The organism is Jiella endophytica, from assembly GCF_004519335.1.
Lineage (GTDB): Bacteria > Pseudomonadota > Alphaproteobacteria > Rhizobiales > Rhizobiaceae > Jiella > Jiella endophytica.
This window is the reverse complement of the sequence record NZ_SOZD01000001.1, coordinates 82,523-102,260: the sequence shown is the minus strand read 5'-3', so window position 1 is coordinate 102,260 and position 19,738 is coordinate 82,523. Positions and strand designations below refer to the sequence as shown.

Here is a 19,738-nt window from a genome sequence, read left to right as displayed (position 1 = left end):
CAAAATCACGCTTTCTTACCCACTGTTACCAACAATCCGTGAACGAATGGCTGCAAGCCCATAAATTCAGTGACTTAAACGCAAATGCCCGCCGGATTGCTCCGACGGGCAGTGTCGCGAAACCGCAACAATGACGCGAGATCAGTTGGCCTGACGCCTGAGGAACGCAGGAATCTCCAGCTGTTCCTCTTCGCTGACCGGGCGGGAGGCGGTCGCCGGACGGGCAGCCGATTCCGCCGCGGAGCGACGCGGGGCGTAGGGATTCGGCTCGACATGGGCGCGGCGCGCCGGCTCGGCGGCCTGCTGCTCGTCCTCCTCGCGGCGCGACAGACCGGTGGTCAGCCGCCGCAGAAGGCCCATGGCGCCGCGCTCGTCGGCAGCCTGCTCGTGGTTGGCGGCCTGGCGCTGCTCCATCTCGCCGCGCACCACCGGCGGGAAGTCCTCGACCCGCGGCATGCGCGCCGGCTGGATCGGCTCCATCGCCGTTTCGGCGCTGGAGACGCTCGGACGGGCCGCCGGCTGCGGAGCCACCTGGGCGATCTCGGCGGCGAGTGCGACGGTGAAGGCGTCCTCGATCTCGGCGTCGTCTTCCTCGGCCTCGGCCGGAGCCTCATGCATCGTCGCGGCAACGGGCTGCTGCGGCGCGGCCTGAACGAAGGCAGCGGCCGGCTGGGCGGCGCGGTGCTGCGCCACGGCAGCCGTGTGGCTGGCCATCGACGAGCGCTGGGCCATCTCGACGTCGCTCTTGTCGATGCCGGTGGCGACGACCGAGACGCGAATCACGCCTTCCAGATTCTCGTCGAAGGTGGCGCCGAGGATGATGTTGGCGTCCTGGTCGACTTCCTCGCGGATGCGGGTCGCCGCTTCGTCGACTTCGAAAAGCGTGAGGTCGCGGCCGCCGGTGATCGAGATGAGCAGGCCCTTGGCGCCCTTCATCGAGGTTTCGTCGAGCAGCGGGTTGGCGATTGCCGCTTCTGCGGCGGCCATGGCACGGCCCTCGCCCGAGGCCTCGCCGGTACCCATCATCGCCTTGCCCATCTCGCGCATCACCGAACGGACGTCGGCGAAGTCGAGGTTGATCAGGCCTTCCTTGACCATCAGGTCGGTGATGCAGGCGACGCCCGAATAGAGCACCTGGTCGGCCATCGCGAAGGCGTCGGCGAAGGTGGTCTTGTCGTTGGCGATGCGGAAGAGGTTCTGGTTCGGAATGACGATCAGCGTGTCGACGTTCTTCTGCAGTTCCTCGATGCCCTGCTCGGCGATCCGCAGCCGGCGCTGACCCTCGAAGTGGAACGGCTTGGTGACGACGCCGACGGTCAGGATGCCCTTTTCGCGCGCGGCGCGGGCGACCACCGGGGCAGCGCCGGTGCCGGTGCCGCCGCCCATGCCGGCGGTGACGAAGCACATGTGCGAGCCGAGAAGGTGATCGCAGATCTCGTCGATCGATTCCTCGGCGGCCGCGCGGCCGACCTCGGGCTGCGAACCGGCGCCGAGACCCTCGGTCACGGCGACGCCCATCTGGATGATGCGCTCGGCGCGCGAGGAACGCAGCGCCTGGGCGTCGGTGTTGGCGATCACGAAGTCGACCCCTTCGAGGCCGGCGCTGATCATGTTGTTGACGGCGTTGCAGCCACCTCCGCCGACACCGAAGACGGTGATGCGGGGCTTCAGTTCGGTGATGTCCGGCTTCTTCAAGGTAACACTCATGCCCTCATTCCTCTTCCAATTCGCTCAGGCCGTCTCGCCGCGCGGCCGTTTGTTGCAATTCTCAAAGGCGCGCGGCGCGCACCGTTTTCCCGTCCCTGGCGCAGCGCCCCCGCGGCGCCTGATCCCGGTCTGGCGTGACGATCCGAAGCTCGATCATCGTCCCGCCGGAATTCCTTTCCTCACAGCGCCCGGCGCAGCCAGGAGCCGAAACGGCCTCCCTCCATCGCCTTGTCGATCGCCTGGACGGCGAGCGAACGCTCCGCGACGTATTCGCGGTGAGCGACCTGCGGATAGATCAAGAGACCGACGGAGGTCGAAAACCCCGGCCCCTTGCTCGATGGATTGAGTCCCGTAACACCCAGCGGTCGCCCGAGCCTGACGTTGCGCTGCAGCACCATGCGGGCGGTGTCGGCGAGGCCGGCCAGCTGGCTCGCGCCGCCGGTGAGCACAACGCGCTTGCCGATGACGTGGCCGAGGCCGGAGGCGTTCAGCCGGTCGCGTACCAGCTCCAGCGTCTCCTCGACGCGCGGCCGGATGATCTTGGTGACCAGCGAGCGCTTGACGACGATCGGATGGGCGTCGCCGCTGTCGCCGAGCGGGGCGACGCTGAGCGGCTCACCGGTGTCGTCGAGAAGCTCGGCGAGGGTCGAGCCGTGCATGACCTTGATCCGCTCGGCGTCGGCCGGGCTGATCGACAGGCCGCGGGCGAGATCCATGGTGATGTTGGCGCCGCCGATGGCGATCTGGTCGGCATAGACGAAGCGGCCGTTCTGGAAGATCGCGATGGTCGTTGCGCCGGAGCCCATGTCGATGCAGGCCGAGCCCATCGCCGCCTCGTCCTCGACCATGGTCGAGAGCGCGCTGGCGTAAGGGGTGGCGACGAAGGCCTCGACGACCAGCTGCGCCCGGTTGATCGCGGCTTCGAGGTTGCGCAGCGGCGCGACCTCGGCGGTCAGCATATGGAGATTCGCCGAGAGGCGGTCGCCGGTCATGCCGACCGGATTTTCCAGGCCGGCATCGTCGTCGAGCTGCAGGTCGTAGACCGTCGAATGCAGCGCCACGCGCTCGTCGTCGAGCGGCATCTTGGCGGCATTGCCGGTGACACGCGACAGATCGGCCTGGGAGACTTCGCCGACCACCTCGGTCTCGGCCCGGCGCCGGACACTCTTCAGCCGGCCGGCGGTAACCGAGACGATCAGCGACTCGACGGAGAGGCCAGCCATGCGCTCGGCCGCATCGACGCACTGGCGGATCGCCAGTTCGGCAGCCGCGATATCGACGACGGCGCCCGACCGGATGCCGCGGGAGCGGTGATGGCCGACGCCGATCACCTCGATCGTGTGGGTGCGATCGGGCAGCATCTCGCCGGCGATGCGCGGACGCAGCCTGGCGATCAGACAGGAAATCTTTTCCGAACCGACGTCGAGGACGGAGATCACCCGCGCCTTGCGAGGCGACAGGCCCTTGATCCTCGGCAGATCGGATTTGCCGAAACCGAACAGACTCATACCGGCTTATCCTTGCCAAGGCGCTTGATCAGCTTGGCCCGCTCTTCGAGACGCTCCTTGCGCCGCGTGAAGGAACCGTCCGTCAGCCTGACCACGACGCGATCGGAAAGCCGCAGGTCCACCGCCGCGATCTCGCGTTCGAGCAAAGTGTTCTGCCGATCCAAACGCACGACTTCCGCCACCGCCTCCATCGGTTTGACTTCCGGCAGCCGGACGATGACCCCGTTGTTCAGCTCGAGGTCCCAGCGACGGCCGCCAACCCGGACATACGCCTTCACCCTTGCGCGAAGCTCAGGAAAACTTTCCATGTCATCGATGATGCTCGCCGCGGCGCTGCCGGCGCCCTCGCCGACCACGACCGGCAGGGCGTCGAACCGGCCCGGCATGTAGGGGACGATCTTCTTGCCCTCGCGATTGACCACGAAGAACGACTGACCGGTCTGCCAGACGGCGTAGGGCCGATGCTCCTCGAGATCGATCTCCACCCGGTCGGGGAAGATCTTCGAGACCGAGGCGCGGTCGATCCACGGCATGGATTCCAGCGTCTGGCGGGCATCCGTCGGATCGAGCGACAAAAGCGTCTGCGAGCCGGTCTGCCAGAGCGCCTGGAGAACGTCGATCTCCGAGGTCTCGCTGTTGCCATGCACCGCGACCTTGTCGATCGAGAAGCCGAGGGGCTGGCCGACGCCGTCGAGCACTTCGCCCGTGTGGCCGCCGACGGCGATGCCGTAGATCACGCTGCCGGCGACGACGGCAAAGGCCATCTGGCCGAAGCCGGGAAGCGGCAGATCGGAGGCCGTCGCAACGAGGCCGACGATGCGCCGGGTCGCCTTGGCCCTCGCACGAGCAAGCCGGCCGGGGCCGTGCGGATCGGCGGGGATATGGTTGGGGTTCAGCGGTCGCACGAGGCGTCCTCCACCATCCAGCCGACGAGTTCCTCGAAGCTGTGGCCCGCGACCCGCGCGATATCCGGAACCAGCGAGGTCGGCGTCATGCCAGGCTGGGTGTTGATCTCCAGCCAGATCAGTTCGCCGCCTTCGCCGAAGCGGTCGTCATAGCGGAAGTCGGAGCGCGTCACGCCGCGGCAGCCCATCGCCTTGTGGGCGGCGAGCGAGTGCTCCTGGACGCGGCGGGCGACGCTCTTCGGTATCTCCGCCGGCACGACGTGGCGCGAGCCGCCGGCGGCGTATTTCGATTCGTAGTCGTAGAAGGCGTGGCCTTCCGGCACGATCTCGCAGACGTCGAGGGCGACGTCGCCCATCACCGCGCAGGTCAGTTCGCGGCCGTGGACGTAGCGCTCGACCATCACCCGGTCGCCATAGGGCCAGTCGGCCGAGTAGAGTTCCTGCGGCGGCTTGGACTGGTCCTCGCGCACGATCAGAACGCCGAAGCTCGACCCCTCGGCGACGGGCTTGATGACGTAGGGCGGCGACAGGACATGGGCGGGCGCCGCATCGAGGCGGTGCAGGACGCGCGCCTCGGCCACCGGAACACCGGCGGACTTCGCGACGATCTTCGCCCGCTCCTTGTGCATCGACAGGGCCGAGGCAAGGACGCCCGAATGGGTGTAGGGGATCTGCAGATATTCGAGGATGCCCTGAATGGTGCCGTCTTCGCCATAGGGGCCGTGCAGCGCGTTGAAGGCTGCATCGGGGGCGATCTCGGCAAGCCGTGCCGCGACGTCGCGGCCGACATCGAGCCGCGTGACGGTGTGGCCGACCGCCTCCAGGGCGTCGGCGCAGGCATTGCCCGAGGAGAGGCTGACCGGTCTCTCCGACGAGAAGCCGCCCATCAAGACCGCCACATGCTTTGCCATTGCGACTGCCGCTCAAAATTAACAAAGGGTTTGATTCAATCTTTCGCAGATCGATGGTTAAGCATCGGTTAACCGACTGTGGCGAAAGCAAGAAATTTGAAAGGGTCGGGCTTTGGCGGCGACTTTGCCGCACCAATGAAAAAGGGGCCGCGCCCGGCGCAGCCCCTGATGTTCCCGGCTCGAGAGGCGATCGTCAGAACAGGAAATCGCCCGCGTCGAGATCGGTGACGTCGACGCCGACGAGCGTGATGGTGTCGCCGCCGACGGTGATGACCGCGTCGTCGCCCACCTGCGACAGGTGGTTCGCCGAAAGATCGGCAAAGTCGCTGATGCCGGTGACGGCCGACAGGCTGATCGCCTCGGCGGCATCGCGTGCGTCGAAGTCGGTGATCACGTCGCTGCCGAAGCCGTCGGCAAAGACAAAGACGTCCGATCCGCTGCCGCCTTCCAGAATGTCGTTGCCGGCACCGCCCGAAAGGCTGTCGTCACCGCCGCCGCCGGAGAGACGGTCGTTGCCGGCAAAGCCGCTCAGCGCGTCGGCGCCGCCAAGCCCGGACAAGACGTTGGCCGTCGCGTCGCCTTCGAGCGTATCGCCATGCGCCGAGCCGATGATCCGTTCGATGCCGGACAGCGTGTCGCCCTCGGCCTCGCCACCGCTGCCGGTGCCGGTCGTCAGGCTCACCCACACGGCGGCGCTGGAGTTGCGGTAGCTTGCCGCGTCCGCGCCGTCGCCACCGACAAGCGCGTCGGCCCCATCGCCGCCGGTCAGGACATCATTGCCCTCGCCGCCGTCGAGGCTGTCGTTGCCGGCTCCCGCGAGCACGCTGTCGTTGCCGCCGAGGCCGCTGAGCGTGTCGGCACCGTCGAGGCCGTAGAGGACGTTGGCGCTGTCGTCTCCCTCGAGCACGTCGTCATGGGCCGACCCCGCCAACCGCTCGATGCCGGTCAGCGTGTCGCCCTCGGCATCGCCGCCGCTGCCGGTGCCGGTCGCCAGGCTGACGGAAACGGCGGCGTCGGAGTTCCGGTAGTTCGCCGTGTCGATGCCGTCGCCGCCGTCGAGGATATCTGCTCCGGCGCCGCCGAGCAGCGCGTCGTTGCCGGCCCCACCCTCGAGCGTATCGTCGCCGGCAAGCCCCCACAGCACGTCGGCACCGGCAAGGCCGGAGAGAGTATTGGCGCCGTCGTCGCCGGCGAGAACGTCGCCGCGCGCCGACCCGATCAGCCCTTCGATCGCCGTCAGCCTGTCGCCTTCGGCGTCGCCGCCGCTGCCGGTGCCGGATGTCAGACGGACCGTGACGGCGGCTGCCGAATCCTGATAGCTCGCGACGTCGAAGCCATCGCCCCCGTCGAGAGCGTCGGCTCCGGCACCGCCGTCGAGGAGATCTTCGCCGGCGCCGCCATAGAGGCTGTCGCTGCCGGCGAGCCCCTGCAGGCTGTCGGCGCCGTCGAGGCCGAAGAGGACGTTGTCGTTGCCGTCGCCCTCGATCACGTCGTCATGGGCCGAGCCTGCGATCCTCTCGACATTTACCAGCGTGTCGCCTTCGGCCTCGCCGCCACTGCCGATGCCGGTCGCGAGACTAACGGACACGCCGGCCGAGGAGGCGCGGTAGTTGACCGTGTCGATGCCGTCCCCGCCATCGATGACGTCGGCGCCCTCGCCGCCGAGCAGCGCGTCGTCGCCTTCGCCGCCGTCGAGAACATCGTCACCGGTGCCGCCGAGCAGGCAGTCGTCGCCGCCAAGGCCCAGCAGCGTGTCGGCGCCGCCAAGGCCGAAGAGGACGTTGGCGCCTGCATCGCCTTCGAGGGTATCGCCGAATCTCGAACCGAAGACCCGCTCGACATCCGTCAGAGTGTCCCCCTCGGCATCGCCGCCGCTGCCGGTGCCGGTGGCAAGGCTGACGGCAACCGCCGCGGCAGAGGCGCGATAATTGACCGTATCGATGCCGTCGCCGCCGTCCATGACGTCGGCGCCGTCACCACCGAAGAGGACGTCGTTGCCCGCCCCGCCGTCGAGAACATCGCTGCCGGCGCCGCCGAAGAGCCCGTCACTGCCGTCGCCGCCTTCGACGCTGTCGTCTCCCTCGCCGCCGTCGAGAATGTCGTCGCCGATGCCCCCGGAGATCGTCTCGCCGGCAGAACCGCCACGGACCCGGTCGTTGCCGGCGCCGCCGTCCAGACCGATCGACGAGCTGCTTCCCATCAGGATGTCGTCGCCGGTCGAGCCGACGACGCTCTCGATGCCGGACAGGATGTCAAGGCCCGATTCAAAGCCGAAGGAAAGGCCCCAGCCGAGATTGACGTAGACGCCGGAACTCGTGCCGGCAAAGGAGATGGTGTCGGAGCCTTCGCCGCCGACATAGCGGTCGGTCGCAAGGTCGGCCTCGGCGACGAAGAGGTCGTTGCCGGCATCTCCGAGCAGCACGTCCTGGCCGCCGCCGCCAGCAAGGGTGTCGTCGCCCTCGCCGCCGCTGAAGATCTCGTCGGAATTGCCGCCGGCAAAACCGTCATCGCCGCCGCCGCCGAGAACGGCGCCGGAAACAGAACCGTTGCCGCTCGCGGCATAGACGTCGTCGCCGTCGCCAAGATCGACGTCGCCGAAGACGCTGCCGGAATTGGTGAAGCTGTCGGCGCCACCGCCGAGCCAGACACTGCCCTCGACGGAGCCGGAATTCTCGAAGGTCAGCTGCGAGGTCGAGCCGTTCAGATCTGAGGCGTCGCCATCGAGGACGGCCACCCGCAGGCCGGTGTCGCCGTCGATCTCGGCGGTGATGCTGCCGCTGTTCGAAAGGCTCGTCGCACCGGTTCCGGCCGCTCCCGTGTGGATCGCGGCGCTCTGGCCGGGGGCTGAAGCATCGGTGTCACCGCCGGTGACCTGGCCGCCGCCGCCGACGGTGATCGTCGTTCCGTCGCCCGAAGCGACGATGGCAGTCTCTGCGGCAGTGATCGCCCCGCCGACGAGAAGCGTCGCGCCCGCGCCGCCGAGGACGACGCCGATCCCCTGGCTGTCGATCCTGCCGCCGACCGTCGCGACGACATTGGCGCCCGTCAGGTCGAGGCCGATCCGGTCCGCCGAGACGTCGCCGTGGATCTGCACCTCGTTGCCCGCGGTACCGTCGTCGGCAACGCCGACGTCGGCGAAGATCGAGCCGCTGGAGGTCAGCAGGAAGCTGTCGTCGCCGTTCAGCCGCAGGCCCGCCGCATCGGCGATCAGCATCCCCGTCCAGTTCAGCGTGACATTCGTCGACGCGGTGATCGTCACCGCATCAAGGCCTGCCGACGACGCGACATAGACACTCGAAAGGCCGTAGAAGGTGCCGTCCCCGACACGTGCCTCGTCGATCGTCAGGGTCGTGTCCTGACTGGCTGAAATGACCTCTGCCATGAAATTCCTCTCTCGAACCGCCGTGTCGGGGCCGGCCTCGTCAAGGCCGGTCGAACGATCCGAGGCACCCGCCTTCCGTCCGCCCCGCTAATTGTCGAGGGAGCTTTATGGGAAAACTTTCTTTCATAATTCCAAAGGCTTGGGAGAATAGTTTGTGAGCCGCCCACACTCCGTCCATGGGTCACGGCCAGTCTGGTGTGCGGAGAACAGGCGGCTCGGCGGCGTCCGCTGGCGTCCGTCCGGGCGCCTCGGCGGCCTGCAACGGCTTATCGACATTTGGCGGTTTTCGCCCCTTGCGAAACGACAGCCGTATCAGTAGGTAGAGCGCCGGTGAGGCCTCGTGGCGGAGTGGTTACGCAGAGGACTGCAAATCCTTGCACGCCGGTTCGATTCCGGCCGAGGCCTCCAGCCATCCCCGCGCGTTTCGCCGCCGGCAGCTGAAAAGACCGCCAGGGCACGGCCGAGCTTATGCTCTGGCCCTTGCGACGTTCCGATGACGGTTTGGCCCGTCGCGGCAGGAAGCGCGCCCGAACGCAGCGGGCTCGTCTGGCATTCGGCTGGCGACACACCACATGCATGTCACGACGGCTGGGCCGATTGTGATGCAGGGGCTTTTGGTCTATTCACCCGCTCGACAGTGCTCATTGCTCAGGCGATTCCCGCCGGGGCATAGCCTTACCATGATAGAGTTTTCATGATGACACGTCGCCGCCGCATCTACGAAGGCAAAGGCAAGATTCTTTACGAGGGCCCGGAGCCCGGCACCCTCGTCCAGTTCTTCAAGGACGACGCCACCGCCTTCAACAAGAAGAAGCACGAGATCGTCGACGGCAAGGGCGTCCTCAACAACCGGATCTCGGAATACATCTTCTCGCATCTGAACAAGATGGGGATCCCGACGCACTTTATCCGCCGGCTCAACATGCGCGAGCAGCTGATCAAGGAAGTCGAGATCATTCCGCTCGAGGTGGTGGTGCGCAACATCGCCGCCGGCTCGCTGGCCAAGCGCCTCGGCATCGAGGAAGGCACGGTGCTGCCGCGCTCGATCATCGAGTTCTACTACAAGGCCGACGCGCTCGACGATCCGCTGGTCTCCGAGGAGCACATCACCGCCTTCGGCTGGGCTTCGCCGCAGGAGATCGACGACATCATGGCCCTGGCGATCAGGGTCAACGACTTCCTCTCCGGCCTCTTCCTCGGTGTCGGCATCCAGCTCGTCGACTTCAAGATCGAGACCGGCCGGCTGTTCGAGGGCGACATGATGCGCATCGTCGTCGCCGACGAGATCTCGCCCGATTCCTGCCGGCTGTGGGACGTCCAGACCAACGACAAGCTGGACAAGGACCGGTTCCGCCGCGACATGGGCGGCCTTGTCGAGGCCTATCAGGAAGTCGCTCGCCGCCTTGGCATCATGAACGAGAACGAGCCGCCCCGCCCTTCCGGGCCGGTGCTGGTCAAGTGAAGCGGCGAAGGCCCGTGAAACAGCCGGCACCGGCGCTCCGACTCGTCTATTCCAGCGACATCTCGCAGAAGCGGGCTCATCCCCGCGCAGAGGATCAATGATCAAGGCCCGCATTATCGTCACGCTGAAGACCGGCGTCCTCGACCCGCAGGGCAAGGCGATCGAGGCCGCCCTCGGCAATCTCGGTATCGACGGTGTCGGCTCCGTGCGGCAGGGTAAAGTCTTCGACGTGACCCTCGACGGCGACGATGCCGCCGGGGCCAAGACCAGGCTCGACGCCATGTGCGAGCAGCTTCTCGCCAACACCGTCATCGAGAATTATGCTGTGGAGATCGACCACGGGTAGCAGGAGCCGGTGTCATGCCCGAGGTGACGAACGAGCTGATCTATGAGGCTCTCAAACAGCTTCAATCTCGTATGGGGAACCTCGACGTCGGACTGCGGGAAGTCAAACAGGAGCTGATCTCGATCCGAGGTCACATGCTGTCCATGCAGAACGACATCCACAACATCTACGACAAACTCGACCGTCACGACGAACGGCTGGAACGCATCGAGCGCCGGCTCGAGATTCGTGAACTGGCCGAGCCGGCGGCACCATTCAGGCCCGAATGAGCAACGAGATCATCGAGCGCCCTGCCATCGATCCACTGCCTCGTCAGGACGCGGCGAGCGCGGTTCTGCGGTCCCTGCCGCGGAGCAACGGAATGAGGGTTTTTCCCGTCATTCTGCTGGCTACCCTGCTGTCCGCCCCCGCCGCCCACGCGCAGATCCCGTCCGGCTGGGACAAGCCGATGCACGGCGTATCCGCCGAAACGCCGCCGCAATGGACGAGCGAGTATTCGCCCGCCGACACCCAGATGACCACCTATGTCTGCCACACGGCGGCGTGCGAGAGCGCAACGCAGGAGGTCTGCAAGTTGATCGTCACCAACAAGCCCATCGGCCTCTCCGGCTATCTGCCGTCGGGCTGGATGGTGTCGCTGACGATCGGCGCCGGAAAAATCCGCAACTCCGTGCTCAAGGGCTCGCACGAGGGCGCGACCGTGACAAAGGACCCCGGCACCGAGTGGATCGGCGACCAGTCCTGGTACACGGCCGAAAGCCTAGCGCCCTACGGCTGGAAGTCGCTGTTCCACGCCACCGCCGTCATCGGCCAGCGCTTCATCCGGGTCAGATGCCAGACCTGCGACCGCTCCGACGATCGTTTCGACTTCGCCCGCCAGTTTCTCGCCTCCGTCAGAGTGAAGCCATGAAAACCGCCGTCGTCCTTCTTCCCGGCCTCAACCGCGACCGCGACATGATCGCGGCACTGACCAGCATCACCGGCAGGGCGCCGCAGACGGTCTGGCAGACCGAGACGGCCCTCCCCGACGTCGATCTGGTGGTGGTGCCGGGCGGATTTTCCTTCGGCGATTATCTGAGAGCCGGCGCCATCGCCGCCCGCTCGCCGGTGATGCGCGCCGTCGCCGATGCGGCAGGCAAGGGCGTGCCGGTTCTCGGCGTCTGCAACGGCTTCCAGATCCTCTGCGAGGCAGGGCTCCTCCCCGGCGCCCTGATGCGCAATGCTGCGCTGCGCTTCGTCTGCCGCGAGGTGAAGCTCGAAGTCGTCAATGCCGGCACCCGCTTCTCCTCGGCCTATCAGGCGGGTCAGGTGATCCGCTGCCCCGTCGCCCATCATGACGGCAACTACTTCGCCGACGACGCGACGCTGAAGGCGCTCGAGGACAACGGACAGATCGTCTTCCGCTATGCCGAGGGCACCAATCCCAACGGCGCGGTGCGCGACATCGCCGGCATCGTCAATGCAGGCGGCAACGTGCTCGGGATGATGCCGCATCCGGAGAACCTCATCGAGCCGGAGCATGGCGGCACCGACGGGCGCGGCATCTTCGAGAGCGCCCTCGGCGCCTCGACAGGTCTGGCCGCCTGAGGCAGCCCCCGTGCAGACCAGAGCCCCGCTCGCGACGACCGCGCTCCTCTCCGTCCTGCTGGCCCTCGGCGCGTGTTCGACCGGGCCCAGTGTGGGCCCACAATCGTCGGATACCGGCCTCGACCGGATGGAGCGGCTGGCCCTCAACGCCAATCGCTGCTGGTTCAAGTCGAAGGATCCGGCCTTCGCCGCCTATTCGCTGGCGCCGGAGCTCTCCTCCTTTTCCGGCAGGCCGCGGTTCCTGCTGGTGCCGAAAGGCAAGCCCGAGGCCCGGCCGCTGGTCGTCGTCGAGGGTGAGAGCGGCTCGGCCAGGATCTCGACCTATGGCCCGCTGATGAGCGACAGTCTCGGCGGGCGGATCGGCGCCGACGTCAACCGCTGGGCCGCCGGCAATAACGGCTGCTCGGCCTGACCGGCATGGCGGCTCGCCTTCCCCTTGCGATCGCCCTTGTGGCGCTGCTGACCGGATGCGCCGCGTCCGATCCGATCGCCCTGGCGCCCTTACCGGCGCCGATGCCGGCAAGCCAGACTTCGCCGGCCAATCCCGTCGGGGCGATTGCGGCTGCAGACGATAGCGCGCCGACCGATCCCGGCGAAACCGGCGCAGTTCTGGGAGGCGGCACGCCATCCAAGGCCGAGATCGCCTATGCCGAAGCCACCGCCGCCGGTGTCTTCCGCCGCCGCAAGGCGGAGCGCGCGACGAGCTTCCTGCCGGCGGGCACCGTCGACGGCTACGGGCTGTGCCTTCGCTCGCCCGCCCGCAAGGGGGCTGGCTATGACTATGTGCTGGTTCTGCAGGTTCGCCGCAACGCCGGAAGCGCAATCTCGCAGGTCGACGACGACACGCTGGTGATGCGGCGGCCCGGCGACTCGGCGCCCTGCCGCACGGCCCGGTTGGACTGGGTCGGCGTCGGCTGAACCTGTCGACGCACCGGCACGGTCCCTGCGGCCTTTTTCGCGAGCCATCGCAGTGCTAACAGGCTCACCAAACGAAATTCCACTCCCGGACGCCGCCGCCATGACCGACGAACCCGCCATCACCCCCGAGCTCGTGGCCGCCCACGGCCTGAAGGCAGACGAGTACGAGCGCGTGCTTGCCCTGATCGGCCGCGAGCCGACGCTGACCGAACTCGGCATCTTCTCGGCCATGTGGAACGAGCACTGTTCCTACAAATCCTCGAAGAAATGGCTGCGCACCTTGCCGACCAAGGGAGAGCGGGTGATCCAGGGCCCGGGCGAGAATGCCGGCGTCGTCGATATCGGCGACGGGCTCTGCGTCGTCTTCAAGATGGAGAGCCACAACCACCCCTCCTATATCGAGCCCTATCAGGGCGCGGCGACCGGCGTCGGCGGCATCCTGCGCGACGTCTTCACCATGGGCGCACGGCCGATCGCCGCGATGAACGCTCTGCGCTTCGGCGCGCCGGACCATCCGAAGACCCGCCATCTGGTGGCCGGTGTCGTCGCCGGCGTGGGCGGCTACGGCAATTCCTTCGGCGTGCCGACCGTCGGCGGCGAGGTGAATTTCCACGCCCGCTACAACGGCAACTGCCTGGTCAACGCCTTTGCCGCCGGCCTCGCGAAGACCGACGCGATCTTTTATTCGGAAGCGAAGGGCGTCGGGCTGCCAGTGGTGTATCTCGGCGCCAAGACCGGCCGTGACGGCGTCGGCGGCGCCACCATGGCCTCGGCCGAATTCGACGAATCGATCGAGGAGAAGCGCCCGACGGTGCAGGTCGGCGATCCCTTCACCGAAAAGTGCCTGCTGGAGGCCTGCCTCGAGCTGATGCAGACCGGCGCCGTCATCGCCATCCAGGACATGGGCGCAGCGGGGCTGACCTGCTCGGCCGTCGAGATGGGCGCCAAGGGTGGTCTCGGCATCGAGCTCGACCTCAACGCCGTGCCGGTGCGCGAAGACCGGATGAGCCCCTACGAGATGATGCTGTCGGAAAGCCAGGAGCGCATGCTCATGGTCCTCGATCCGGAAAAGCGCGAGGTGGCCGAGGCGATCTTCGTCAAATGGGGTCTCGACTTTGCCGTCGTCGGCAAGACCACGGACGATCTGCGCTTCCGCGTGCTGTTCGAGGGCAAGGAGGTCGCCAATCTGCCGATCAAGGAACTCGGCGACGAGGCGCCGGAATACGACCGACCCTGGGTCGAGCCGCAGCCGAGGCAAGACGTCGCTCCGGGGGACGTAGCGGTCCCGAAGAACTGCGGCGCGGCTCTGCTGTCGTTGCTCGGCTCGCCGGACCTCTGCTCGCGGCGCTGGGTGTTCGAGCAGTATGACACGCTGATCCAGGGCAATTCGCTGCAGCGCCCGGGCGGTGATTCCGGCGTCGTGCGGGTCGACGGCCACCCGACCAAGGCGCTCGCCTTCTCGTCCGACGTGACGCCCCGCTACTGCGAGGCCGACCCCTATCGCGGCGGTGCCCAGGCCGTCGCCGAATGCTGGCGCAACCTGACCGCGGTCGGCGCAGAGCCGCTGGCAGCGACCGACAACCTCAACTTTGGCAATCCGGAAAAGCCCGAGCTGATGGGCCAGTTCGTCAAGGCGGTGGAAGGCATCGGCGCCGCCTGCAGCGCTCTTGCATTCCCGATCGTCTCCGGCAACGTCTCGCTCTACAATGAGACGCAGGGGACGGCGATCCTGCCGACGCCGACCATCGGCGGAGTCGGGCTGATCGAGGACCGCAGCAACACCGCCCGCGTCGACGCGCTGAAGGAAGGCGACGTCCTCTTTCTCGTCGGCCACGACGGCAGCCATCTCGGCGCCTCGGCCTATCTTTCGACGATCGAGGAGCGCGAGGACGGCGCGCCGCCGCCGGTCGATCTCGCCGAGGAGAAGCGCAACGGCGATTTCGTCCGCAGCTTCATCCGGGCCGGCAGGATCCGCACCTGTCACGACCTTTCCGACGGCGGTCTCGCCGTGGCGCTGGCGGAGCTCTGCATGGCCTCGCGGATCGGCGCCGCGATCGAGGCGGGCGACGGGCCGGATCACGCGATCCTCTTCGGCGAGGACCAGGCGCGCTATGCGGTCGCACTCTCCCCGGCCGATGCCGAGAGTTTTGCCGCTGCCGCGGCAGATGCCGGCGTGCCGCTCCGCCGGCTCGGAACCGCCGGCGGCGACCGGCTGAAGGTCGCCGGCCGGCTCGATCTCACCATCCGGGCAATGACCGTCGCCCATGAGAGCTGGTTCCCGAGCTACATGTCGGGGACGGTGATCGAGCCGCCCGCGGCGGCCTGAACGGTCTCGTTCCCCCTGCCCTCGACGAGGCGCCGCCCGCCGCGCATTGCGGCCGGCCGATGCGGCGCCTATCATCCGATACCGACCGATCCGAGCCGGAGTACCATGATGCCGATGAACGCCCAGGACATCGAGAAAATGATCAAGCAGGAGATTCCGGACGCCGTGGTCAGCATCCGCGATCTCGCCGGCGACGGCGATCACTACGCCGCCGAGATCGTTTCCGAGAGCTTCCGCGGCAAGTCGCGCGTGCAGCAGCACCAGATGGTCTACAAGGCCCTGCGCGGCAATATGGGCGGCGAGTTGCACGCCCTCGCGCTGCAGACCAGCGCGCCCAAATGACGGCGCCGCGGCCGCCGATCCACTGACGGCGACCGCTTCGCAACCAGCGAGATCCTGTGAATGCATTCCGGCCCGGCCGAGCCTGAGCGAACACTGCGGCCGTGCCGACCCCACTCGGCGGCGTCGCTACGCCCGGCGCGCACCATGCACTACCGCCCCGAGATCGACGGCCTTCGCGCCGTCGCGGTTCTGCCGGTCATTCTGTTCCATGCGGGCTTCGCCGGCTTTTCCGGCGGCTTCGTCGGGGTCGACGTCTTCTTCGTCATCAGCGGCTACCTGATCACCGGCATCCTGCTCGACGAGATGGAAGCCGGGCGCTTCAGCCTGGTCGGCTTCTGGGAACGGCGGGCTCGACGCATCCTGCCGGCGCTGTTCGCGGTGCTGGCCGTCTCGAGCGTCGCGGCGGCGCTGACGATGGACCCGGGGGAAATCGAGCGCTATTCGAAGAGCGTTCTCTCCGTCGCGACCTTCTGGTCGAACATCCGCTTCTGGCAGGAAAGCGGCTATTTCGACACGGCCGGCGAGCTGAAGCCGCTGCTCCACACGTGGAGCCTCGCCGTCGAGGAACAGTACTACATCCTCTTTCCGCCGTTTCTGGCGCTTGTCTGGCGCTTCGGCCGCCGGTTCCTCCTGCCCGTGCTGATCGCCTGCTTCGTCGTCAGCCTGGCGATCTCCGAATGGGCCGCCCATTTCGATCCGGCCTTCGGCTTCTACTGGCTTCCGGCAAGAGCGTTCGAACTCGGCATCGGCGTCTTCGCGGCTCTCTACCTCAAGCGCCGGCAATTCCCGGCGTCGCTGCGCACCCGCAATGCCGTCAGCCTTTCCGGTGTTGCCCTGATCGTTCTGGCGATCTTCCTCTACGACGCCGAGACGCCGTTTCCCGGCCTCGCTGCGCTCTTTCCGACACTTGGCGCAGGCTTCGTCATCCTGGCTGCGACGCCGGGCACGATCGTCCACCGCCTGCTTTCGGCGCGGCCGCTGGTCGGCATCGGGCTGATCTCCTACAGCGCCTATCTCTGGCACCAGCCGCTCTTTGCTTTCGCCCGGATCGCCGCGAATGGAGAGCCTGCGCAACGGGTGATGGCGCTTCTCGCCGTCGCCAGCCTCGCACTCGCGGTCCTCAGCTGGCGGTTCATCGAGCAACCGTTTCGCAGCAGAAACCTCATCGGTCGATCGGCGATCTTCCGCCTCGCGGCGACGGCCGCCACGGTCTTCATCGCCCTCGGCGCGACCGGAATGGCGAATGGCGGCTATCGTGACGTCCTCGCGCGATATCGGCTGCCCCCCGAGGCCACAGACCGATACGAGATCGTCTCGAAAAGCGTTGCACCCGACTTCATTGGCACAATGTTCGACGATGGCGCCTGCCGGATCTGGATTCAACAGATGGCCGAACTTCTGGGCAAACGGGTTCGGGATTGTTTCGGGCACAATCCACCGCCGATAGTCGTGTTCGGCGACAGCCACGCAATGAATATCTACAACGCCGTCGCCCGCAGCGACATCGCCCCCTTCGTCATCGGCGCAGTGTTGCCCGGATGCCGCCCGCCGCGCGGCTCACGCTGTGACCTTGCAGCTTTTGAGCGGTTTCTCGATCGCTACGATTCGCGGCTGGGCACGGTCCTGTTTCATCAGTCAGGCTCTTATTTCGTCGCCGACAACGCGGGTAAGCTGTCGCCAGAGGCGGCGTTCGAAGGCGGCCGATACACCTTGCGTCCCGATCTCGTCCGTACGGCCGCTGCTTATCTCGAGCAACTCTCTGCAGAGCACAATCAGCGCCTTGTCTGGGTCGGTCCCTTCCCAGAGTTCCGTCGCCGGCCACTTGCCGTCGCCTTCCTCGGTGAGCCGCTGACGATCAATCCTGCCTCGCCCCGCATCTTCTTCGAGATCGAGCGAATGGTCCGGCAGATTGCCTCCAGCTATCCGGGAATTCAGTATGTCCCGTTCTCCAGTGTCTTCGCGATCCCGCAAGATCCCATCGAAGGGAACTGTTTCATTTACATGGATGGCGATCATCTCAGCCGTTGCGGCGAAGGTATCATTGCCCGCAGTCCGCGTTTCCAAAAGTTCGTCAGGCAGTTGATGAGTGCGAAAGAGGCGGGACCATGGACCGCTGGGGGCGACGGCTTCTCCGCCTCATCGAAGGGGCAGTGAAGTCACTGACAAATTCGGTCGCACCGGGTGATCCCGCGCAGGCGATTACCGCCATCCTTCAATTCCGGCAGCACGGATGCTATCTATCGACGGGAACAGCCGTCCTTGCTTCGCTTGCAAGCGAGGCTGACGGATCACAGCGCAGGCATTCGGCCAGACAGCCGGTTACGGGAGTTTCGAACCGGGCCCTGCCTGCAGCAGGAAACACGAAAAGGACGATAGCATGAGCGGCATCAACGAGTGGATCGACAACGAGGTGAAGTCCAACGACGTGATCCTCTTCATGAAGGGCACGCCGCCCTTCCCGCAATGCGGGTTCTCCGGCCAGGTCGTTCAGATCCTCGACTACCTCGGCGTCGACTATAAGGGCATCAACGTCCTGACCTCCGACGACCTCCGTCAGGGGATCAAGGAATATTCCGAGTGGCCGACGATCCCGCAGCTCTACGTCAAGGGCGAGTTCGTCGGCGGCTGCGACATCCTGCGCGAGATGTTCCAGGCCGGCGAGTTGAAGGGTTTCTTCGAGGAGAACGGCATCAAGACCGGTGAGCCGGCGGCGGCGAACGGCTGATTCCGGCAGGTCCTCGCGGCTGACGGCCGACACGCCGTCGGCCGAGGTCGCAGCCAGCATTCCCAGGGCCTTGCAGGCCCCTTACCGATGAGGCAGCCGGCAATCGCCGGCCGCCAAGCGTTGAACACTGCGTATTGCTGCAGTGCGAAATTAGACTTTTGTATCGGCCGGCCGACCTGATAAGGGTTCGGCTGCCTTCATTTCGTTTCTTCAGGAAACATCCATTCACAAAGCGCCCGACCACTGCCGCAGCCCGACACCGGGCCGGGCGTGGCGTTCGGCGCTTCGCAGTCGTTGATTGAGGTCCACATGGCAGTGCCAGCACAGAAGATGGACACGCACGGAATGCCCTATTGGGAGCTCGTGCTGCTCGTTGCCTGCATGATGGCGATGAACGCCGCGGCGATCGACATCTTCATTCCCGCCCTGCAGGACATCGGCACGGCGCTCGAAGTCTCCGATTCGAACCGCCGCCAGTTCGTCATCACCGCCTATCTGCTCGGCTTCGGCGCCGGCCAGATCCTCTACGGCCCGGTCAGCGACCGTTTCGGACGGCGGCGTGTGCTGCTCGTCGGCATCGCCATCTATGTCATCGCCGCCGGCTTCGGCACCTTCTCGACCTCCTTCACCATGCTCCTGGCGCTGCGGGCGATCCAGGGCTTCGGCGCTTCGGCGACCCGGGTGATCGCCATCTCGGTGGTGCGCGACTGTTTCGGCGGCCGCCGGATGGCGAGCGTGATGTCGCTGGTGATGATGGTGTTCATGGCGATCCCGGTGGTGGCGCCGAATATCGGCCAGGGAATCATGCTGTTCGGCAGCTGGCGGGAGATCTTCATCCTCGTCGCGGTGTTCGGCGCCGGCGTCGGCATCTGGGCGGCGCTCAGGCTTCCCGAGACGCTGGCACCGGAGAATCGCCGTGAGCTCACCGGCAAGCGGGTGGCGGAGGCGTTCCGCATCGTGCTCACCAACCGCATCGCCTTCGGCTACACGATCTCCACGGCGACGATCTTCGGCGTGCTGTTCGGCTTCATCAACCAGGCGGAGCAGATCTACACCCAGTCCTACGGTCTCGGCCCCTATTTCACGCTGGCATTCTCGGCGACGGCGATCTTCATGGCTGTGGCCTCGTTCCTGAATTCCCGCCTCGTCGAAACCTTTGGCATGCGGCGGCTGTCCCACGGCGCCCTGATCGGCTTCATGGCCACGGCGGCGCTGCATCTCGCCGTCGCCTATTTCTGCGGCGGGCAGGCACCGCTGTGGTTCTTCATCCCGGTGATGACGTTCAATTTCTGCCTGTTCGGCTTCATCGGCACCAATTTCAACGCCCTTGCCATGGACCCGCTCGGTCATGTCGCCGGCACCGCCTCGGCGGTGCTCGGCTTCATGCAGACCTTCGGCGGCGGCATCATCGGCGCGGTCATCGGCTATTTCTACGACGGCACGCTGATCCCGCTGCTCTGCGGCTTCATCGTCCTGTCGATCCTGTCGATCCTCTGCGTCTATCTCGCCGAGGGCCGGCTGTTCGACGCCAAATACGACGCCGTCACCACGCCGCATCCCGAGGAAGCCAAGCCAAGCGCCGCGGAATAGGGTTTCGCCGAAGCCGTGGTCGTGCGTCC

At 66.5% G+C, this 19,738-nt stretch carries 17 protein-coding genes and 1 tRNA gene; 13 read left to right on the top strand and 5 right to left on the bottom strand.

What is annotated here, in order from left to right:
* Nucleotides 1–141: 141 nt before the first annotated feature.
* The 5 genes from ftsZ to E3C22_RS00540 all read right to left on the bottom strand — a co-directional run bounded on the left by ftsZ (nucleotide 142) and on the right by E3C22_RS00540 (nucleotide 8,413).
* Nucleotides 142–1,707 (bottom strand): cell division protein FtsZ, encoded by a 1,566-nt coding sequence (gene ftsZ / locus E3C22_RS00560; protein ID WP_134759203.1) that lies wholly within the window; start codon nucleotides 1,705–1,707, stop codon nucleotides 142–144.
* Nucleotides 1,708–1,886: 179 nt separating this feature from the next.
* Complete coding sequence (ftsA, locus tag E3C22_RS00555; RefSeq protein ID WP_134759201.1) at nucleotides 1,887–3,215, bottom strand: cell division protein FtsA; 1,329 nt, start codon at nucleotides 3,213–3,215, stop codon at nucleotides 1,887–1,889.
* The gene (locus E3C22_RS00550) at nucleotides 3,212–4,120 is read right to left on the bottom strand and encodes a cell division protein FtsQ/DivIB (RefSeq protein WP_245514691.1); all 909 of its coding nucleotides are present in this window, start codon (nucleotides 4,118–4,120) and stop codon (nucleotides 3,212–3,214) included. Before E3C22_RS00550 ends, ftsA begins: the two co-directional genes overlap by 4 nt.
* Nucleotides 4,108–5,031 carry a D-alanine--D-alanine ligase gene (locus tag E3C22_RS00545; RefSeq protein ID WP_134759199.1) on the bottom strand — a complete coding sequence of 308 codons (924 nt, stop codon included), beginning with the start codon at nucleotides 5,029–5,031 and terminating at the stop codon, nucleotides 4,108–4,110. Before E3C22_RS00545 ends, E3C22_RS00550 begins: the two co-directional genes overlap by 13 nt.
* Nucleotides 5,032–5,224: 193 nt before the next feature.
* On the bottom strand, nucleotides 5,225–8,413 hold the full coding sequence (locus E3C22_RS00540) for a beta strand repeat-containing protein (RefSeq protein ID WP_134759196.1): 3,189 nt from the start codon (nucleotides 8,411–8,413) through the stop codon (nucleotides 5,225–5,227).
* 334 nt (nucleotides 8,414–8,747) lie between these two features.
* Here E3C22_RS00540 and E3C22_RS00535 point away from each other — a divergent pair.
* The 13 genes from E3C22_RS00535 to E3C22_RS00475 all read left to right on the top strand — a co-directional run bounded on the left by E3C22_RS00535 (nucleotide 8,748) and on the right by E3C22_RS00475 (nucleotide 19,709).
* Nucleotides 8,748–8,821, top strand: a tRNA-Cys gene (locus E3C22_RS00535).
* Nucleotides 8,822–9,110: 289 nt separating this feature from the next.
* Complete coding sequence (purC, locus tag E3C22_RS00530) at nucleotides 9,111–9,875, top strand: phosphoribosylaminoimidazolesuccinocarboxamide synthase (protein WP_134760837.1); 765 nt, start codon at nucleotides 9,111–9,113, stop codon at nucleotides 9,873–9,875.
* Nucleotides 9,876–9,972: 97 nt separating this feature from the next.
* Nucleotides 9,973–10,221 carry a phosphoribosylformylglycinamidine synthase subunit PurS gene (purS, locus tag E3C22_RS00525; protein WP_134759194.1) on the top strand — a complete coding sequence of 83 codons (249 nt, stop codon included), beginning with the start codon at nucleotides 9,973–9,975 and terminating at the stop codon, nucleotides 10,219–10,221.
* Between the two features lie 14 nt (nucleotides 10,222–10,235).
* The gene (locus E3C22_RS00520) at nucleotides 10,236–10,490 is read left to right on the top strand and encodes a hypothetical protein (RefSeq protein WP_134759192.1); all 255 of its coding nucleotides are present in this window, start codon (nucleotides 10,236–10,238) and stop codon (nucleotides 10,488–10,490) included.
* Nucleotides 10,487–11,131, top strand: coding sequence for a hypothetical protein (locus tag E3C22_RS00515; RefSeq protein ID WP_134759190.1), 645 nt, complete (start codon nucleotides 10,487–10,489; stop codon nucleotides 11,129–11,131). Before E3C22_RS00520 ends, E3C22_RS00515 begins: the two co-directional genes overlap by 4 nt.
* Nucleotides 11,128–11,808 (top strand): phosphoribosylformylglycinamidine synthase subunit PurQ, encoded by a 681-nt coding sequence (gene purQ, locus E3C22_RS00510; RefSeq protein WP_134759188.1) that lies wholly within the window; start codon nucleotides 11,128–11,130, stop codon nucleotides 11,806–11,808. Before E3C22_RS00515 ends, purQ begins: the two co-directional genes overlap by 4 nt.
* 10 nt (nucleotides 11,809–11,818) lie before the next feature.
* Complete coding sequence (locus tag E3C22_RS00505) at nucleotides 11,819–12,220, top strand: hypothetical protein (protein WP_134759186.1); 402 nt, start codon at nucleotides 11,819–11,821, stop codon at nucleotides 12,218–12,220.
* A 5-nt stretch (nucleotides 12,221–12,225) separates the two neighbouring features.
* The gene (locus E3C22_RS00500) at nucleotides 12,226–12,726 is read left to right on the top strand and encodes a hypothetical protein (protein ID WP_134759184.1); all 501 of its coding nucleotides are present in this window, start codon (nucleotides 12,226–12,228) and stop codon (nucleotides 12,724–12,726) included.
* A gap of 100 nt (nucleotides 12,727–12,826) precedes the next feature.
* The gene (purL, locus tag E3C22_RS00495; protein ID WP_134759182.1) at nucleotides 12,827–15,052 is read left to right on the top strand and encodes a phosphoribosylformylglycinamidine synthase subunit PurL; all 2,226 of its coding nucleotides are present in this window, start codon (nucleotides 12,827–12,829) and stop codon (nucleotides 15,050–15,052) included.
* A gap of 108 nt (nucleotides 15,053–15,160) precedes the next feature.
* On the top strand, nucleotides 15,161–15,394 hold the full coding sequence (locus E3C22_RS00490; RefSeq protein WP_134759180.1) for a BolA/IbaG family iron-sulfur metabolism protein: 234 nt from the start codon (nucleotides 15,161–15,163) through the stop codon (nucleotides 15,392–15,394).
* 60 nt (nucleotides 15,395–15,454) lie between these two features.
* A complete protein-coding gene (locus E3C22_RS00485) occupies nucleotides 15,455–17,548 on the top strand; it encodes an acyltransferase family protein (RefSeq protein ID WP_134759178.1) in 2,094 nt (697 codons plus the stop codon).
* Between the two features lie 223 nt (nucleotides 17,549–17,771).
* On the top strand, nucleotides 17,772–18,119 hold the full coding sequence (gene grxD / locus E3C22_RS00480; protein WP_134759176.1) for a Grx4 family monothiol glutaredoxin: 348 nt from the start codon (nucleotides 17,772–17,774) through the stop codon (nucleotides 18,117–18,119).
* 309 nt (nucleotides 18,120–18,428) lie between these two features.
* Nucleotides 18,429–19,709 (top strand): multidrug effflux MFS transporter, encoded by a 1,281-nt coding sequence (locus E3C22_RS00475; RefSeq protein WP_245514690.1) that lies wholly within the window; start codon nucleotides 18,429–18,431, stop codon nucleotides 19,707–19,709.
* Nucleotides 19,710–19,738: the final 29 nt, after the last annotated feature.

Bases quoted from the DNA above. Each gene is read 5' to 3' on its own strand.
- ftsZ (WP_134759203.1), bottom strand. From the start codon at position 1,707: ATGAGTGTTACCTTGAAGAAGCCGGACATCACCGAACTGAAGCCCCGC.
- ftsA (WP_134759201.1), bottom strand. From the start codon at position 3,215: ATGAGTCTGTTCGGTTTCGGCAAATCCGATCTGCCGAGGATCAAGGGC.
- E3C22_RS00545 (WP_134759199.1), bottom strand. From the start codon at position 5,031: ATGGCAAAGCATGTGGCGGTCTTGATGGGCGGCTTCTCGTCGGAGAGA.
- E3C22_RS00540 (WP_134759196.1), bottom strand. From the start codon at position 8,413: ATGGCAGAGGTCATTTCAGCCAGTCAGGACACGACCCTGACGATCGAC.
- purC (WP_134760837.1), top strand. From the start codon at position 9,111: ATGACACGTCGCCGCCGCATCTACGAAGGCAAAGGCAAGATTCTTTAC.
- purS (WP_134759194.1), top strand. From the start codon at position 9,973: ATGATCAAGGCCCGCATTATCGTCACGCTGAAGACCGGCGTCCTCGAC.
- E3C22_RS00520 (WP_134759192.1), top strand. From the start codon at position 10,236: ATGCCCGAGGTGACGAACGAGCTGATCTATGAGGCTCTCAAACAGCTT.
- E3C22_RS00515 (WP_134759190.1), top strand. From the start codon at position 10,487: ATGAGCAACGAGATCATCGAGCGCCCTGCCATCGATCCACTGCCTCGT.
- purQ (WP_134759188.1), top strand. From the start codon at position 11,128: ATGAAAACCGCCGTCGTCCTTCTTCCCGGCCTCAACCGCGACCGCGAC.
- E3C22_RS00500 (WP_134759184.1), top strand. From the start codon at position 12,226: ATGGCGGCTCGCCTTCCCCTTGCGATCGCCCTTGTGGCGCTGCTGACC.
- purL (WP_134759182.1), top strand. From the start codon at position 12,827: ATGACCGACGAACCCGCCATCACCCCCGAGCTCGTGGCCGCCCACGGC.
- E3C22_RS00490 (WP_134759180.1), top strand. From the start codon at position 15,161: ATGCCGATGAACGCCCAGGACATCGAGAAAATGATCAAGCAGGAGATT.
- E3C22_RS00485 (WP_134759178.1), top strand. From the start codon at position 15,455: ATGCATTCCGGCCCGGCCGAGCCTGAGCGAACACTGCGGCCGTGCCGA.
- grxD (WP_134759176.1), top strand. From the start codon at position 17,772: ATGAGCGGCATCAACGAGTGGATCGACAACGAGGTGAAGTCCAACGAC.
- E3C22_RS00475 (WP_245514690.1), top strand. From the start codon at position 18,429: ATGGCAGTGCCAGCACAGAAGATGGACACGCACGGAATGCCCTATTGG.